Origin of the sequence: Frigoribacterium sp. PvP032 (assembly GCF_017833035.1) — a bacterium.
Classification (GTDB): Bacteria; Actinomycetota; Actinomycetes; order Actinomycetales; family Microbacteriaceae; genus Frigoribacterium.
On sequence record NZ_JAFIBM010000001.1, the window covers coordinates 645,198 to 661,843 of the forward strand.

The window sequence follows — 16,646 nt, forward strand, 5'->3', positions numbered from 1 at the left end:
GCGGGTGTTCCGGGCCGAGGGCGGGTCCGCCGCGACCCGCCCTCGGCCCGGACGACCCGCCCTCGAGAGGATCCTCAGGCGGGCAGGCGGGCAGGCGGGCAGGCGGGCAGGCGGGTAGGCGGTCAGGCGCGGGGCGCGACCACGGCCCAGCCGTGCGGGCCGACGACGAGCACGTCGCCGTCGAGCCCGGCGTCGCGGCCGGCGACCCAGCCGTCGGCGGCGGGCGCGGGGTCCGCGACGCGAAGGGGCTCGTCGCCGAGGTTGAGCGCGACGACGAGCACCTCGTCGGCGCCGTCGGACCGGGTGCCAGCCCCGCGCACCTCGAGCACGAGCGTCTCGTTCGTCACCGACACCGCGCGCGAGCGCGCAGCGTGCAGCCACGGGTGACGGCGACGGACGCCGACCATCTCCTGGTGCAGGGCCAGGACGGCAGGGTCGGCACCGGCCACGAGCGACACGACACCGTCAGCGGCGCCGTCGCCGTCGCCCGACCAGCGGGGGAACGCGGGACGCACCGCGTCGTCGCCGCCGACCCGCTCCTCCTTCAGTCCCGTCAGCCCGAGCTCGTCGCCGTAGTAGACGGACGGCACGCCGCCTAGGGTGAAGAGCAGCACGACGGCGTGGGCGTGGTGGCGCTCGTCGTCGATCTGGCTGGCGATGCGAGTGACGTCGTGGTTGCCGACGAACGTGAGCGGCGCGAACTCGTCGAGAAACTCGTCGTGGCGGGTGAGGGCCCAGGCGAGCTCGTGCAGGTTGACGTCCTGGATGCCGTGCCAGGTGCCCTGCCAGAGCTCGTACTGGGTGACGCTGTCGAGGCCTCCGTCGCGGACGGCCGCGGCGTAGTCGCCGTGCAGCACCTCGCCGACGACCCACACGTCGGGGTGGCGCTCGCGCAGCGGCGGCAGCACCTCGGCCCACAACGACGACGGCACCGAGTAGGCGGCGTCGAGGCGCCAGGCGTCCGCGCCGCGGTCGGCCCAGTGCACGAGCACGTCGGCGACGGTGCGGACGACCTCGGGCGAGGAGTGGTCGAGCGCGATCAGCCCGCCGTGCCCCTCGAAGGTCGCCAGCTCGCCGTGCTCGTCGCGACGGAACAGGGCGGCGGCCGGCGAGGACGAGTCGGCCCGCGCCTCCTGCAGGGCCGGGAACTCGGGGCCGACGTGGTTGAAGACGCCGTCGAGCATCACCCGCACGCCCTTGGCGTGAGCGGCCTCGATCAGCGTCACGAGGTCGTCGTCGGTGCCGAGGCGCGGGTCGACGCGGAACCAGTCGATCGTGTCGTAGCCGTGCGTCGACGACGCGAAGACGGGTCCGAGCGCGAGCCCGTTCGCGCCCAGCGCGAGCAGGTGGTCGAGCCACGGCACGAGATCGAGGAGGCGCGGCTGCGGCGAGCGGTCCGCCCCGGTCGTGTCGGCCCCGCCGAACCCCAGCGGGTAGACGTGCCACCAGATGACGTGCTCGGTCCAGGCGCGGCCGGAGGCGATCGGGGTGCGGGCGCCGCTGGTGCCGGAGCTGGTGCTGGCGGGGGTGGTCGGGGTGCTGTGCTGCATGCGGGCCACGGTAGCGGCGGGCGCTCGGGCTGGTCCGCGCGCACGTCGTCGTGTGCGCTGCGCGGCCTCGGGGGTCGCGGGTCAGTCCGCGTCGAGCTCGATCGGGTCGCTGAGGCCGAGCGACCAGACGGCGACGCCGGCCAGCCCGAGGCCGCGGGCGAGCGACACGCGCGTGTCGAGCGAGCGGGCGTCCGACCACCAGAGCACCTCGCCGTCGTCGAGGGTCGCGGTCTGCTCGGCGGCCGTGGAGTCCCAGCGGGCGTCGCCGCCGGCGTCCTCGACGCGGTCGCGCGCCTCCTCGTCGGTCAGCGGGCCGGTAGCAGCAGGGCCCGTGCCGCCCCAGCGGTAGCCGTAGCCACCGACGCCGAGCACGACCTGGTCGGTCGGCGCGAGCTCCGTGAGGGCGGCGAGGGAGTCGATCGTCCAGTCGAGGGCGCCGACGGGACCGGGCGTGTCCGGGTCCCACAGGCCGTGCTGGTCGTAGGCCATCAGGGCGAGGTGGTCGAGCGACAGGGCGAGGGCCGGGACGTCGTAGCCGCGCTCGGCGTAGCCCTCGACCGTCGTCGAGGCCTGCATTGCCAGGTCGAGCCGCACGTCGGGCCCGACGGCGGTGCGCAGCTCGCCGGCGAACGCCGTGAGGCCGGCGGCGTGGGTCCTCGTGAGGCTCTCGAGGTCGATCATCAGCGAGTCCCAGCCGCCGGTCTGCACGCGCGAAACGAGGTCGGCGACGACGGCCGAGCGGTTGGCCTGGCTCGTCAGCAGGGCGGTCGCGATCGGCGTGCTGAAGTCGCCGAGGGCGTCGTCGTAGTTGCTCACGAGCAGCTGCGCCTGCAGACCCTGCGCGTGGGCGGCGTCGCGTTGCGCCTCGGCCTCGAGCGAGGGGGCGCTGACGCTCGCGCCGTCGGCGGCCAGCAGCACGCCGTCGACGCTGACCACGTCGAGGGAGGCGGCGCTCGCGTCCACGAGGCCGAGGTCGTCGCCCTCGAGCACGAAGCCCGTCACGTCGAGGGTTGGGGCCGTCGCGACGGCATCGGCCGGTTCGGCGTCGGCCGCAGCGGCGTCGTCGTCGAGCGCCGCCCCCGACGAGGAGGTGGACGGCGCCCCGGACGAGGAGACGCCGGTCGCCGAGGTGCACCCGCCCAGCACCAGGGCGAGCAGAGCGATGACGGCGACCCGGGCGGAGCGTGTGCGGACGGACGTCGGTGTCATGGACGGAGCGTACGACGACTTGCGGCCGATGCGCACTCACGCTGCAGGATGACGCGCCGACCCGCCCCGCCGCCTAGCGTGGGCAGCGCGACCCGAGGCCTCCGACCCCGGGGGCCGAGACCGTCCGGGGGGACCCACGCCATGAGGAACACGCACTCGATCACCGTCGTCACGACACTAGGCGCCGTCGCGGCGCTCGCCCTCTCGCTGGCAGGGTGCGCCGGCGGGGCAGGCAGCGCAGGAGGCGCCTCCTCGGAGACGCCTCGGCCCACGGCCACCGACACGGCCGCGAGCCCGTCGCCGTCGACGGCGGCACCGTCTCCCTCGCCCGAGCCGACGCCCGCCGTGGCCTCGATCCCCACGGACTGCACGGACATCGTCGACCCGGCGACCTACGCCGCGACGATGGGGGACACGCCGCTGAACGACCCGGACTTCTTCACGGGACAGACGGGCCAGCTCCAGCCGAGCCCGGCACCCGAGGGCGCCGACCCTGGCGAGGTCGTCCGGGCCGCGACCCAGCTGACCTGCGGCTGGCGCGACCCTCGGGCCGACATCACGGGCCTGTTCGTCGACGTGGCCACGGTCGACTCCGCGACCGCCGCCTCCTACCCGGCCTGGCTGGCCGACCCGGCTGCCGCCCAGAGCGAGTTGCGGAACGGCGTCGTGTACGACTGCACGGACCGCCTCGGCGGCACGGTGTGCCAGTACAGCCGCGTCGAGGAGCAGTACGGGACGACCTCGGCCGAGACCGTCCTCGTGCGGGACGACGTGGTCGTGAGCGTGACCCAGTCGAACTACCCCACGGACGACCTGCTCGGCGCGATCGTCACCCGCATCTGGGGCTGACGCCCGCGTTCGCGCTCGCGCCCGCCCCCTCGCGCTCGCGCTCGCGCTCGCGCGCCGGCGGGATGCGTCGAGTTGCCCCGAAGGGCTGCTCTCGCGGCCGTCGGGCCGCACATCGGGGCAACTCGACGGGTCAGGCGCGACCGCCGGGACGGGCGGCGGCGAGTTCGAGGGCGACGTCGTCGGGATCCTGCAGCGACAGGACGACGAGGCCGAACGCGGGCAGGTCGGTGACCTCGCCGTGCACGATGCCAGCGGCCTCCAGCCGCTCGGCCGCCGCGTGCAGCTCGTCGACGGAGCCGACGCGGAGGCTCAGGTGGTCGAGCCCGACCCGGTCGGGGTCGAAGCGGTCGCCGGCCGGAGCGACCGGACGCAGCCCCAGGGTCTGGCCGCCGAACGTGAACGAGCAGCCGCCGTAGGTGCGCTGCGGGTCGTCGTGGATCGTCGGGTCGTCGATCTGGTCGCTGAAGTCGCTGCCGGGAGGCATGCCGAACAGCTGCTCGTAGAAGGCCTTGCTGCGCCGGATGTCCGTGACGGTGAGGCGCACGTGCGAGAAGCCGAGCGGGGTGACGACGGGGTCGGTCATGGGGCCATCATCGGCCTCCGGTCTCGACGTCGCCCGCTTCCGCCCCTGAGGGCGGGCGAGTTCGACGGGGGCGGGCGGTCGTGACGGCCCGCCCCCGACGAACTCGCCCGTCGTGTGCTGTCGCCGCGCGCAGGCGCAGGTGCAGGCGCAGGCTCAGCGGAGCGGGCTCAGCGGAGCAGGCCCGAGCGCCAGGCCCAGACGACGGTCTGCAGCCGGTCGCGGGTGTCGAGCTTCGTCATGACCCTGGTCAGGTGCGACTTGACCGTGCTCGTCTCGATCACGAGGCGGGCACCGATCTCGTCGTTCGACAGGCCCTCGCCGAGCAGCCGGACGATCTCCTGCTCGCGCGGCGTCAGCACGTCGGCCGAGACCCCCGTCGAGGAGGCGGCCCGCCGTCGCGTGAACTCCGCGATGACGCGGCGGGTGGTGGCGCCGTCGATCGCGGCGTGCCCCGACGCCAGCGCGCGGACGGCGGCGACGAACTCGTCGGGCTCCGCGTCCTTGAGGACGAAGCCGCTCGCCCCCGCCTCGAGGGCGCCGAACACGTACTCGTCGAGGTCGAACGTCGTCGCGACGAGGACGGCAGGACCCCTCCGTTCGTCGCCGGGCGCCGACGACTGCGCCCCCGCCGACGCGGCGCCCGTGATCGCCCGGGTCGCCTCGATGCCGTCGCCGCCGGGCATCCGCACGTCCATCACGACGACGTCGGGGCGGGTGCGCTGCACGACCTCGACGCCCTCACGGCCGCCGGAGGCCTCGCCCACGACCTCGATCCCCCCGGCGGTCTCGAGCACGATGCGGAACCCGGCCCGCACGATCGACTGGTCGTCGACCAGCACGACGCGGATCACGAGACGGCCCCGGCAGTCCCGGCGGCCCCGGCAGCAGCGGAGTCGGGCTCCCTCTCGACCGGCAGCTCGAGCCGTACGCGCCACGTGCTCGCGTCCGTCTCGACGGCGCCGGCCTCGAGCACCCCGCCGACCAGGGCGGCGCGCTCGCGCATCCCCACCAGCCCGTACCCGGCAGGCGCGGAGCTCACCGGGACGCGGGGCACCTCGTTCTCGACGACGAGCACGAGCCGCCCGGGTCGTGCGGTCGTGGTCAGCAGCACCCGCGCGCCGGGGGCGTGCCTGCGGGCGTTGGCCAGCGCCTCCTGCACGGTGCGGTAGGCCGTGACGTCGGCGAGCGGCGCCAGCGAGGGCGGGGCGCCCTCGACCCGTTCGTCGACGACGGTGCCGACCGCCCGGGCCGCCGCGACGAGCTCGCCGACGTCGCGCAGCCCGGGCACCGGAGCCGTGCCGGTGGCGTCGTCGCCCGTCTCGCGCAGGATCCCCACGATCGACCGCAGCGAGTCGAGCGTCTCGCGCCCCTGCGACCGGACGCTGCGGAGCGACTCCTTCGCGCGCTCGGGATCGACGTCGACGAGGCGCTCGGCGGCCCCCGCCTGCACGACGAGGCCGGTGAGGTGGTGCGCCGCGATGTCGTGCAGCTCGCGGGCCATGCGCGTGCGTTCCGCCGCGACGGCCGACCGGGTCAGCGTCTCGTGGTGCTCGACCGACTCGGCGGCCCGAGCCCGGCTGTCGGCCTCGTGCCGACGTCGCAGGGCGACCCACGAGCCGACGGAGGCGCTGATCCCGTTCACGAGGACGGCCGTCGCCACGAGGGCGAGCGCCTCGACGGCGGCGCCGACGGGGCTGAGCCCGTCGACCCCGCCGAGGCCGCCGAGCCCCGGCTCGGCGCCCAGGAGCTGCTTGACGGCGCCCGTCGCGCCGACCACGGCACCGGCCGTCTCGAGGCCGACCGCGACCAGCAGCCAGCCGACGGCAGCCCGCGTCGACAGGATGGTGCCCACCGTGTAGGCGGCGACGACGGGCGCGGACGTCCAGACCGCGAGCCCCGTGGGCAGCACCGTCAGGAGGCCCGCCTGGACGACGCTGATCGCCAGCAGCGTCGCGACCGGCGACCGTCGGCGGAACGCCAGGGGGACGCACTGCACGACGGCGAGCACGAGCACCGCCACGACCTGGGCGACGGGGACGCTGCGCGAGGCGCCCGAGAACTCGCCCACGCCCACGAGCGCGGCGAGCAGGAGGACGGTCACGATCGTCCACACCGCGGCCAGCACGACGTCCCGGCCGAACGGCGTCCGCACCCCGACCCGGGCGAGCAGCCGGCGCGTCGCGGCGAAGCCCGGCCCCGACCCCTCGTGCTCCGCCGCGCCGGGCAGACCGGCGACGGCGGCGAGGGAGGCGGAGGAGGAGGTGGTCACGTCCCGAGCATGCCAGGTGGCATCGACCTCGTGGTCGCGGGGCGCACCTCCCTGTGGACGGGTCATCAGAAGCTCACGCTCGGGGAGAGGAGACGCCACGTGACTGCGAACACGGCCAGCACGACGAGCGCCGCGACGACGAGCACGCGCCCGGTCACCGAGGCCCAGCCGCGGCGTTCGCGCACGGCCTGCACGGCGGCGACGGCCGCGGGCACGATCGCGACGACGCCCAGCAGCTGGAACACCTGCAGCACGCGCATCGACCCGGCCGACACCTCCTGGAAAGCCATGGCCTGCACGGCCGTGATCGCCCAGCCGACGAGGGCGAGCAGCACGGAGGCCTGACCGAGCCGCGACAGCAGCAGCGCACGGCGGCGTCGACCGGTCTCGGGACGGCGTGCGGCGACGAGGTCGCGGCGTCCGGTACGGCGGCCGAGCCCGACGAGCGCGGCGGTCGGCCACGCGACCACCGACACGAGCAGCACCGCGACCGCGGCGAGCACGAGCGGCAGGGCCGTCGAGGCGACCTGCCAGGGCTGCGCCCGCAGCATGGTGAAGGAGGCGCCCCACGAGATCGCCTGGACGGTCGCGTCCGCGTCGTCCGCGCCAGCGCCGGTTCTGTCGCCCTCGCCGGCGGTCCGCGTCGCGAGCACGGCGTCGCCGCCGACCTCGCGCCACAGGTGCTCGTCCACCAGCTCGTACACGCCGGTCGTGGTCGAGAGCGGCTTCGGGGTCACCGCGATCGTGCCGTCAGAGCGAGGCACGATCGTCGTCTGCCCGCTCAGCGCGAGGAGCGCGCCCGGGTTCGTGACCGGCGAGCGGGAGGAGGTGTACGTGCCGGCCATCGCGGCGGCCGCGGCGGCGCTGTCGAGCTGACCCGCGCCTCCTGCGGTCTCGTCCGACCCGTCCGACGTCGCTGAGGAGGGGCCGGCGTCTCGTGCGGCTGATCCGTCTCGAGACGGATCAGCCGCAGCAGCGACCGTGTCCGCCCCGGTCCCCGCGAGGTCGGCCTCAGCCGAGGCGTCGCGCAGGTACCGGTCCGCGAAGCCCTGCAGCAGCGTCGTGCGCAGGTCGAGGGTGGCGGTCGGGGTGCGTCCCGAGGCGTTGAACGACACGAAGATGCCCGCGTCGGCCTCGGGGAACATCCGCATCGCGCTGTGGAACACCGTCGTGTCGCCGTCGTGCCCGAAGGCCGGCACGCCGGGGGTGCTGTCGTCGAAGAAGCCGAGGTCCATGCGCTGGCCGACGGCGAGGGTGCCGAGCTGGTCGGCGCCGAGCGCGGGGCGGTGCATCTCGTCGAGGGTCGCGGGCTCGAGCAGGGACTGCTCGGCGGGCAGGTCGCCCAGGTGCGCGAGCATGAAGCGCGCCATGTCGGTCGCGGTGGCCGACATCGCCCCGGCGGGTGCCGCGTTCACGACCTCGGTCGGCACGGACGGCGCCGAGTCGTCCGGGTAGCCCTTCGCGAGCCGGGCCTGCAGGTCTTCGGGCAGGGGCTGCTCGAAGGTCGACGAGGTCATCCCTGCACGCTCGAGGACCTGCTCCTGCACCAGCTCGGCGAACGGCTTCCCGCTCACCCGCTCGGCGACGTAGCCGGCCAGCGTGGCGCCGTAGTTCGAGTACGCGGGAGTCGTGCCGGGCTCGTAGACCTGCGCCGGGGGAGCGGTCGTCACCGCCTCACGCAGCGTCTGCTCGCTGCCGGGGGTGCCGATCAGGCCGGCGATCACCTCCTCGAAGCCGGCCGTGTGGGTCAGCAGGTGGCGCAGCGTGATCGCGCCCTCCGGGGTGTCGAGGTCGAAGTCGAGGTACTGCTGCACGTCGGCGTCGAGGTCGAGCTTCCCTGCCTCGACGAGCTGCATGATCGCGGTCGCCGAGACCACCTTCGAGACGGAGCCGATGCGGAACAGGGTGTCGTCGGGGTCGACCGGGCGGGTCGGGTCGCCGTCCGTGCCGGTGTCGGCGAGGCCGTAGCCGCGTGCGGTGAGCAGCTGCCCGTCGGAGACGACCGAGACCGTCGCGCCGGGGATGCCGGTCGTCTGCAGCGCCGAGCCGAGCGCGCCGTCGAGCCAGGCGTCGACGTCGTCCTGCGTCAGGGAGTGGCCGCCGGGCTGGCGCTGGGGGGCCGCAGGAGGCGCGGGCTCGGACGTCCGGGAGGTCGCGCCGGTCGCGGAGCCGGCCGCGGTGCCGGATGCGGTGCCGGACGCGTCGGCCGCGCCCGCGGAGCACGCGGCGAGCGGCACGGCGAGGGCGACGACGGCCGCTGCGGCGGCGAGTCGGGGCAGGAGGCGGCGGGCGCGGAGGCCCGTCCGCTGCGGGTCGTGGAGGGGTGTCGATGTCATGCCTCCACGCTCGCCGGTCGGGCGCCGGGGCACAGCGTGCGCAGGTCGGGACCTCGCCTGCGACCTGAGTCGCAGGCGAGGTCTCGACCTCCGCCTCCTGCCGCCCGCCTCCTGCTCGCTGCTCGGGCTGTCGCATCACGTTCCGAGCATCACGTCCTGCCATGACGAGACGCGATGCTCGGAACCCGATGCGACACGTGCGGCACGCGTCCTGCGCGCGCACACCCGTCGAACCCGCGCGGACCCGTCGGCGCGCGCGAGGGTGCGCGCGGGTTCGACGGGTGCGGAGTGCGCTGCGCACTGCGGCCCGCCCTGGCGCGCTGCAATAGTGTCGGGACGTGACGATCACTCCGCGGGCCGGCCGCCGCCTCCTGCGGGCCGCCGTCGCGCTGGCCGCTGCCGGTGCGGTGATGCTCGGGCTCGCGGTGCTCCTGACCTGGTGGACCGACCTCACGGCCGGCGGCTCCGCCCGGTACAGCTCGGTGCCGCAGCCGGACTGGTCCACCGTCCGGCTGATCGCGGGCAACGCGCTGACCCTCGGCGCGGGCGTCCTCCTCGCGACGACCCTCGTCGTCGGCGTCGTGGGACTCGTCCGCCTCGTGCGCGTGCGGCGGCCGCGGCGGCACGACGACGTACGCCGGCTGCCGTCCGACGAGAGCCCCGCATGACCGGCGACACCGGCGACACCGGCACGCCCGCACCCGACGAGCCAGGCGCACCGGACGCACCCGTCGAGCCCGAGCCCGACGCACCCCTCCCCTCCGGCTGGGTGCGGATCGGCGAGCGCGGCTGGTGGTCGTCGTGGGCCGGCTACAGCGCGGTCTTCGTCGTCACGATGATCGCCTACTTCGGCGCGCAGGCCGGCCGGTTCTTCGACGGCCTCGTGCCGTTCCCGAGCAACCTGCTGCTCGGCGCCGTGCTGATCGCGGCCCTGATGTGGGTCGTCACGGCGGTGCGGAACGCGATCTACCCACAGCCCTGGGTGAACCTCGACACGGATCAGCTCCGTGCCGGCAGCCGCCGCACCGTCGCGCTCGCCGACGTCGACCGCGCACTCGTGCCGCTCGACCCTGCCTTGCGGTCGGACGTGCTCGTGCTCCGCCTGACCGCGAAGGAGGCGCGGGTCGAGATCATCCTGCGCGACCGGCGGGGCCCACGCCTCGACGGCACCTCCACCCGGGTGCTCGCGGAGGCGCTCCGCCGCACCGCCGTCGCGATGCCGACCTCGTCGAACGACCCGACGGGCCGCTTCGGCCGCTACAACTTCCCCGGGCACATCGGCCTCCACGACGCGATCGCGCTCGTGGAGCACCCGCCCGCGCCCGGAGCGCCGCTGCCCGCCTCCTGGTGAGCTCGCGCTGCCGCACCCGCCGCAGCCGCAGCCGCAGCCGCGGTACGCGCTGACCCGCCGGCACCCGCCGAACCCGCGCGGACCCGCCGGGGCCGCGCGGACCCGGCGAACCCGCGCGGACCCCTCCGCGCGCTCGAGGGTGCGCGCGGGTTCGACGGGTGCGGCCGTGAGCCGCGCAGCGCAGCGGTGCGGCAGCGGCGCGCGGCTAGCGCAGGCGCGCGGCGCGCGCGGCCCACGCGCGGCGGCTGGTCTTGCCGGCGTCGTCGCGCACGGGCTCGTCCACGAGCCACAGCGCAGCCGGACGCCGCTCGGGGTCCAGCCGCTGCCGCGCCCACGCGAGCAGCACCTCCGCGGTCACGTCAGCACCAGCACACCCGCCAGCACCGGCACCCTGGCCAGCACCAGCACCAGCACCAGCACCAGCACCAGCACCAGCACCAGCACCCGCACCCGCACCAGAGCCAGCACCCACGCCCGCCACGTCGACCACGGCCTCGATCCGCTGGCCGAGGTCGTCGTCGGCGACTCCGAACGCGACCGCGCCGCGCACGGCGGGATGCGCCTCCAGCACCCGCTCGACCTCGGTCGGGTGCACGTTGACGCCGCCGCGCAGCACGACGTCGTCGGCGCGGTCCACCAGGTGCAGCCACCCGTCGTCGTCGAGGAGGCCGAGGTCGCCGAGGGTGTCCCAGCCGTCCTCGGTCCGGGCGGAGCGGCCGCCGAGGTACCGGTACGTCGGGTCTCCCGCGCGCCGGAGCCACACCTGCCCGACCGTGCCCGCGGGCAGGTCGTCGCCGGCGGCCGAGCGGACGGCGACGCTCGTGCCGCCGCCCGGCCGCCCCACGCTGCCGGGGTGCTCGAGCCACTCGTCGCCGCGGATCGACAGGACGCCGTTCGACTCGCTCCCGGCGTAGACCTCGACGACGCGCTCGGCACCGACCCAGTCCATGAACCGGCGCTTGAGGTCGGGCGGGCACGGCGCTCCTAGGTGCAGCACCGTCTCGAGCGACGAGAGGTCGGCGGCGGTGCGTTCGTCGGCGGGCAGGCGCAGCAGCCGGTGCATCATCGTCGGGACGAGCAGCGCCCAGGTCACCCCGTGCGCCGCGATCGCCCGAAGCACCCGCCGCTCGTCGAAGCGCGGCAGCAGCACGAGCTCGTGCCCCGTCAGCAGCCCGCGGAACGCGTACGTGAAGGTCGCCGAGTGCGTCAGCGGCCCGGTGACGAGCTGCACCCGGTCGCGCGGCAGGAACGACGCGACGGCGACCGACGGGTCGAGCAGCGCGGGCGCGGCCGCCAGCACGACCTTGGGCCGGCCGGTCGACCCCGACGAGGTCGGCGCCTTCCAGCTCGAGGCCCATGCGTCCGGCAGAGGAGGCGCGTCACCGGCCACCGGGGGAGGCGCCCAGCCCGCAGGCACCCACGGCACCTCCCCGGCACCACCGGCACCGGCGCCACCAGCAGCCGCGTCGGCACCGGCGCCACCAGCACCCGCGCCGGCACCCGCACCCGCACCCGCACACGCCGACCGCACCCCCACCACCAACGCCGGCCGCACCAGCGCCTCCAGCTCGGCTCGCTCCGCGGCGTCGAGCCCGAGCGAGATCGGCTGCGGCGTCGCCCCGCACTTCCAGATCGCGGCGCAGACGACGATCATCTCGACCGTGTTCGGCAGGGCGACCGTCAAGAGCGAGTCCTGGCCGACGCCGAGGTCGACGTAGGCGCTGGCGAGCACCGAGGAGGCGCGATCGAGCTGGGAGGCGGTCAGCGTCCCCGCGTCGTCGCGGGCCACCACGCGGTCGGGGTCGGCCTCAGCGAGCCCCGTGACGATGCGCGAGATCGACTGCCGCGCCATGGTCGCCCTCCCCGCCGACGGCCTCGTAGAACTGCTCGTGGAGCAGGGCGACGTCGTCCCACGAGTGCGACGCCGCGAGGTCACGGCCGGGACCGGCTGCGGGGCCGGACCCGTCGAGCGCGGCGACCAGCGCCTCCTCGATCGACGGGGGGTCGGCCGCGTAGGCGACCGTCGGGCCGAAGACCTCGCGCAGCACCGGCAGGTCGCGGGCGACGACGGGCACGCCGGCGGCGAGGGCCTCCATCGCGGCGAGGCCGAAGCCCTCCTTGGTCGAGACGAAGGCGAGCGCGCCGGCGGCGGCCACGAGCGAGGGCAGCTCGTCGTCGTCGACCACGCCGAGCACGACGGGGTCGAGGCCGAGCTCGGCGATGCGGGCGTCGACCCTGGCGCGGTAGTCGCGGTAGTCGAACAGGGTCTCGCCGCCGCCGAAGACGAGGCGCACGTCGGGCCGGCGACGCTGCAGCAGCGCGAACGCCTCGACCAGGTCGAGGCTTCCCTTGCGCGGCTCGATGCCGCCGAGCGCCAGGACGTACTCGCCGAGCCGGTCGCGCCAGCGTGTCCGGTCGCCGTCGCCCGAGGGGCCGGCCGCCGCGGCGAACCGCGCCGAGTCGACGCCGTTCGGGATCACCGTCGGCGTGAGTCCCCAGCCGCGCTCGACGTCGGCGGCGACGGCGGCGGACACGCAGATGCGGGCGAGCGGGCCGCGGACCGCCTCGTCGTGGCAGCGCACGAGCTCGGGCGTCGTGAACTCGTCGAGGTGGTGGATCGTCCGGAGGCACGGGCCGACCGCGTTGGCCGAGATGCAGTCCTGCGCGTGCACGACGTCGTGCTGCTCGCGCACGCGGGCGTCCGCGAACGCGGCCCCCATCGTCTCGATCGACCGGGCGATGCGGTCGCCGACGGACTCGTCGTCGCGTGCCTCGAACGGCACCACGCGGATGCGCACGGCTGGGTCGACACGGCGGAAGAACGCCTGGTCGCCGCCGCGTCCGAGGGTCCAGACCGTGACGTCGTGGCCTCGCCGGGCCAGCGCCTCCGACAGGGCCAGTGCGTGCACGACGCCGCCACGCGGCTTCGTCGAGTAGGTCACCTGCGCGATCCGCATCAGCGCACCGGCCGCATCAGCGCGCAGCCGGCATCAGCACAGCCCGCATCAGCGCAGCCCGCATCAGCGCAGGCCGCTCTCGTAGGCGGCCGGCACGCGCTGGCGGAGGTGGTCCATGGTGCGGCGGGCCCGAGCGGCGTCGGCGGCGACGTCCGCCGTGGCGACGGCCAGGCCGCCCTTCGCCCACGTCTTGGCGACGATCTCGCCGGCCGGGTCGACGACCTTCGCCTGCCCGAGGAACCTCAGCCCGCCGAGCACCCCCGTCTGGTTCGACGACACGAGCCAGAGCTGGTTCTCGGCGGCCCTGGCGCAGTCGTAGAGGTCGAAGAGGTGGGCCTGGCGGTCGTTCCGGAGGCGGTCCGAACGGTCCGTGACGCTGGCCGGCCAGGCGCTCAGGCAGACGAGCAGCTCGGCGTCCGCGAGCGCCAGGGTGCGCGACGACTCGGGGAACGTCTTGTCGAAGTCGATCATCAGGCCGAGGCGGCCGACGGGGGTGTCGACCGGGACGAACCCGGTGCCGGCGCGGTACACCTCGGACTCGCCGAGGGGCAGGTGCACCTTGCGGTGCGAGCCGAGCACGCGGCCGCCCTGCACGCAGACGGCGCTGTTGTAGCGGACGTCCTCGCCGCCCTCGAGGGCCCGCTCGGTGACGCCGAAGCAGACCGTCATGTCGCCGGCGAGGTCGGCGACGACCTGCACCTCGGGCCCGTCGATCTCGACCGCGGGCGGCAGCAGGGAATCCGGATCCGAGGAGGCGCCGCCAGGATGCACGAGGTCGAGCAGGTACCCGCCCACGGTCGCGTCGGGCAGCACGAGCAGGTCGACCCCGCGGGCGCGCGCCTGCTCGACCATGCCGGGCAGCTTCGCGAGCGTCCGCTCGACGTCCCGGCCGAAGTGCGCGGCGACGGCTCCCATCGTGATCTCGGCCATGGCGTCAGGCTAGCCCGCGGCCACGGCCTCCTCCGCGAGCACGGACCGGCCCTCGAGCGACGACCGACCCGCCGGCTCCGCGCGTCCCGACCGCCCCGCCCGCGCCGCGATGCTCTCGGCGACGTGCGCCGCGTCGCGGGCGATCGCCTCGAAGCGCCCCGACCCCCAGGTGTGCAGCCACGGCAGCCCGAGGAAGTGCAGGCCCGGCGCGGTGGTGCTGCCGCGCTGGTGGGTCGGGGTGCCGCCTCCGTCGAAGACCCCGACCTGCACCCACGACCAGTCGGCCTCGAACCCGGCCGACCACACGACGCTCGTGATGCCCGCCTCGCGGAGGTCGAGGCCCGTCACCTCGGCCTCGGGTCGCCAGACCGGCACGTAGCGCGGCTCGACGGGCGCGTCGACGCCGGTGCGCTCGATGAACCGGTCGATGTCGGTCTTGATCGACTCCATCACCGAGTCCGCGTGGTCGAGCGACGCCTCCGCGGTCGGGCTGAAGGTCAGCGCGGTGCCCTCGGCGCCGGTCAGCCGGCCGTAGAGCCGCATGCCCTCGAGCGCGAACGCTCGCAGGTCGATGTCGCGGCCGCCGTCGCGACCGGTCATGTAGTGGTTGGTCGACTCGCGCTTGGTGAGGCCGCCGACCTGGGCCTGCACCGGGATGTCGTAGACGCCCATGTCGCTCAGCCAGGCGATGCAGTCGCGCCCGCGGTAGAAGCGGGCGCAGCGAGGAGCCGAGCCGAGCGCGAGGTGCACCTGGCGCCCGGCGAGGTGCAGGTCCTCGGCGATCTGGGCGCCCGACTGGCCGGAGCCGACGACGAGCACGCCGCCCTCGGGCAGCGCCTGCGGCGAGCGGTAGTCGGCGGAGTGCACCTGCACGACGTCGTCCGACACCCCCGCGGCGACCGCCGGCAGCACCGGCCGGTGGTAGCCGCCGGTGGCGAGCACGACCTGGTCGGCGACGATCGTGCCCTGGTCGGTGACGACCTCGAACCCGCCCGCGGCCGACTCCCGCAGCCGGGTGACGAGCACGCCCTCGACGACGGGGGCGTCGAAGGAGGCGGCGTACCGGCGGATCCAGGCGTGCACCTCGTCGCGGCCCATGAAGCCGTCGGGGTCGTCGCCGTCGTAGGCGAAGCCCGGCAGCACGCACTGCCAGTTCGGGGTCACGAGCGTGAAGGCGTCCCAGCGGCGGTCGATCCAGTCGTGGGCGATCGTGTCGCGCTCGAGGACGACGTGGTCGACTCCCTGGCGCGTCAGGTGCCAGCTGATCGAGAGCCCCGCCTGGCCGCCGCCGACGACGGCGACCTCGACGTGCGTGCCGTCGACGACGCGGCGCGGGGCGGTCACGACGACGATCCCGAGGCGCTCGCGACGATCGTCGCAGACGATCCTGCAGGAGGCGCGGCTGCGGTCGCCGGGGCAGGCAGCGGCGGGTGCATCTCGAGCACCCGCACCGCGCCTCCTGCGTGCGTCGCCGCGATCGCGACGATCTCGGCCTGCTGCTGCATCGCGGAGGTGCAGGCGAAGCCGTAGGCCGCGGCGACGCGCTGGCTGGCGATCTGCAACGCGGTCGTCGAGCGGTCGACGAACTCGGCTAGCGGGTACTCGGCGCCGGGCGCGAGCCAGTCGTGCATCACGAGGCTGGGCGAGTAGCACGACGTCTCGGAGCCGTCGGGCCAGCGCACCTGGAAGGTCATCTCAGGCACGGGCGAGGCTCCCCTCGGCGATGCTCCGGCCAGCGGCGGACGCCGCCTCGGCCTCGCCGGTGCGGTACGCGTCGGGCCGCCGGTCGCGCAGGTGGAACATGCCGCCGCGCATCGCCCGGAACGTGCCCTCGACGTCGATCTCGGCGATCGCGAGGCCCGCCTCGAGCAGGGTCGTGGCGAGCACGACGCCGCCGGGGTCGACCACCTTCGCGTTGCCCACGTAGCGGAGCGAGCCGAAGGTGCCGGCCTGGTTCGAGGCGATCCAGAAGACCTGGTTGTCGAGCGCGCGGGCAGTGTCGAGCAGGTTGAAGCGGTACGTCCAGCGGTCGTCCTGCAGGTTCTCGGCGGTGGCCGTGCGGGCCACGGGCCAGGCCGACATGCTGACGATGATCTCCGCGCCGTCCAGGGCCAGCGACCGGGCCGCCTCCGGGAACGCCTTGTCGTAGCAGATCTGCATGCCCAGGCGGCCGACGGGGGTGTCGAAGGCCTCGTAGACGTCGCCGGCCGAGTACGACATCGCCTCGCCGAGGGGCTGGTGCACCTTGCGGTACGAGCCGTAGATCTGGCTCCCGTCGAGGCAGACCGCGGCGTTGTAGCGCGTCTCGCCGTCGGCGGCGAGCTCGCAGAAGCCGATGCAGACGACCATGTCGCCGACGAGCTGCTGCACGCGGCGCAGCTCGGGGCCGTCGAGCGCGACCGCCGGGGGCAGCGAGCGCGTCGTGGTCTTGAGGGTGTCGCCGTGGTTGCCGAGCGACGACAGGTAGCCGCCGATCGCGGCCTCGGGGAAGACGAGCAGCTGCACGCCGGCCGCCCTCGCCTCGCCGACGAGGGTCTCGATGAGCTCGTAGTTCTGGTCGAGGTCCCGGGTGAAGTTCGCCGAGACGGCGGCGACGGTCGTCGACATCGTGT

Annotated in this window: 15 protein-coding genes; 3 read left to right on the forward strand and 12 right to left on the reverse strand. The window is 75.1% G+C overall.

Going from position 1 to position 16,646, the window contains the following annotated elements:
- Window positions 1-122: 122 nt before the first annotated feature.
- Together JOE35_RS02995 and JOE35_RS03000 are read right to left on the reverse strand one after the other, a co-directional pair.
- On the reverse strand, window positions 123-1,550 hold the full coding sequence (locus tag JOE35_RS02995; RefSeq protein ID WP_209559798.1) for an alpha-amylase family glycosyl hydrolase: 1,428 nt from the start codon (window positions 1,548-1,550) through the stop codon (window positions 123-125).
- 81 nt (window positions 1,551-1,631) lie between these two features.
- Window positions 1,632-2,759 carry a glycosyl hydrolase family 18 protein gene (locus JOE35_RS03000; protein ID WP_209559799.1) on the reverse strand — a complete coding sequence of 376 codons (1,128 nt, stop codon included), beginning with the start codon at window positions 2,757-2,759 and terminating at the stop codon, window positions 1,632-1,634.
- Between the two features lie 141 nt (window positions 2,760-2,900).
- On the opposite strand from JOE35_RS03000, the gene JOE35_RS03005 reads away from it, so the two are divergent.
- The gene (locus tag JOE35_RS03005) at window positions 2,901-3,608 is read left to right on the forward strand and encodes a hypothetical protein (protein WP_209559800.1); all 708 of its coding nucleotides are present in this window, start codon (window positions 2,901-2,903) and stop codon (window positions 3,606-3,608) included.
- Between the two features lie 130 nt (window positions 3,609-3,738).
- Here the strand turns inward: JOE35_RS03005 and JOE35_RS03010 are convergent, their stop codons facing one another.
- From JOE35_RS03010 to JOE35_RS03025, 4 genes are all read right to left on the reverse strand, one after another.
- Window positions 3,739-4,191 (reverse strand): VOC family protein, encoded by a 453-nt coding sequence (locus tag JOE35_RS03010; RefSeq protein WP_209559801.1) that lies wholly within the window; start codon window positions 4,189-4,191, stop codon window positions 3,739-3,741.
- A gap of 167 nt (window positions 4,192-4,358) precedes the next feature.
- Window positions 4,359-5,042: a response regulator transcription factor gene (locus tag JOE35_RS03015; RefSeq protein WP_209559802.1), complete on the reverse strand. Its 684-nt coding sequence runs from the start codon at window positions 5,040-5,042 to the stop codon at window positions 4,359-4,361.
- A complete protein-coding gene (locus tag JOE35_RS03020) occupies window positions 5,039-6,460 on the reverse strand; it encodes a histidine kinase (protein ID WP_307802911.1) in 1,422 nt (473 codons plus the stop codon). The genes JOE35_RS03015 and JOE35_RS03020 overlap by 4 nt, the downstream gene beginning before the upstream one ends.
- A gap of 65 nt (window positions 6,461-6,525) precedes the next feature.
- Window positions 6,526-8,796 (reverse strand): serine hydrolase, encoded by a 2,271-nt coding sequence (locus tag JOE35_RS03025; protein ID WP_209559804.1) that lies wholly within the window; start codon window positions 8,794-8,796, stop codon window positions 6,526-6,528.
- Between the two features lie 338 nt (window positions 8,797-9,134).
- On the opposite strand from JOE35_RS03025, the gene JOE35_RS03030 reads away from it, so the two are divergent.
- Both JOE35_RS03030 and JOE35_RS03035 read left to right on the forward strand, forming a co-directional pair.
- Entirely contained in the window at window positions 9,135-9,464 is a 330-nt protein-coding gene (locus JOE35_RS03030) for a hypothetical protein (protein ID WP_209559805.1), read from the forward strand.
- Window positions 9,461-10,147 (forward strand): hypothetical protein, encoded by a 687-nt coding sequence (locus JOE35_RS03035; RefSeq protein WP_209559806.1) that lies wholly within the window; start codon window positions 9,461-9,463, stop codon window positions 10,145-10,147. Before JOE35_RS03030 ends, JOE35_RS03035 begins: the two co-directional genes overlap by 4 nt.
- Window positions 10,148-10,352: 205 nt before the next feature.
- Here the strand turns inward: JOE35_RS03035 and JOE35_RS03040 are convergent, their stop codons facing one another.
- From JOE35_RS03040 to JOE35_RS03065, 6 genes are all read right to left on the reverse strand, one after another.
- Window positions 10,353-11,999, reverse strand: a complete 1,647-nt coding sequence (locus JOE35_RS03040; protein ID WP_209559807.1) for an AMP-binding protein — start codon at window positions 11,997-11,999, stop codon at window positions 10,353-10,355.
- Entirely contained in the window at window positions 11,956-13,089 is a 1,134-nt protein-coding gene (locus tag JOE35_RS03045) for an MSMEG_0565 family glycosyltransferase (protein ID WP_307802912.1), read from the reverse strand. Before JOE35_RS03045 ends, JOE35_RS03040 begins: the two co-directional genes overlap by 44 nt.
- 78 nt (window positions 13,090-13,167) lie before the next feature.
- Window positions 13,168-14,034 carry a carbon-nitrogen hydrolase family protein gene (locus JOE35_RS03050; protein WP_245186036.1) on the reverse strand — a complete coding sequence of 289 codons (867 nt, stop codon included), beginning with the start codon at window positions 14,032-14,034 and terminating at the stop codon, window positions 13,168-13,170.
- 9 nt (window positions 14,035-14,043) lie between these two features.
- Window positions 14,044-15,378, reverse strand: coding sequence for an MSMEG_0569 family flavin-dependent oxidoreductase (locus JOE35_RS03055; protein WP_209559809.1), 1,335 nt, complete (start codon window positions 15,376-15,378; stop codon window positions 14,044-14,046).
- The gene (locus tag JOE35_RS03060) at window positions 15,375-15,728 is read right to left on the reverse strand and encodes an MSMEG_0570 family nitrogen starvation response protein (RefSeq protein ID WP_245186247.1); all 354 of its coding nucleotides are present in this window, start codon (window positions 15,726-15,728) and stop codon (window positions 15,375-15,377) included. Before JOE35_RS03060 ends, JOE35_RS03055 begins: the two co-directional genes overlap by 4 nt.
- Window position 15,729: 1 nt before the next feature.
- A complete protein-coding gene (locus tag JOE35_RS03065; protein WP_209559811.1) occupies window positions 15,730-16,641 on the reverse strand; it encodes a carbon-nitrogen hydrolase family protein in 912 nt (303 codons plus the stop codon).
- Between the last annotated feature and the right edge of the window lie 5 nt (window positions 16,642-16,646).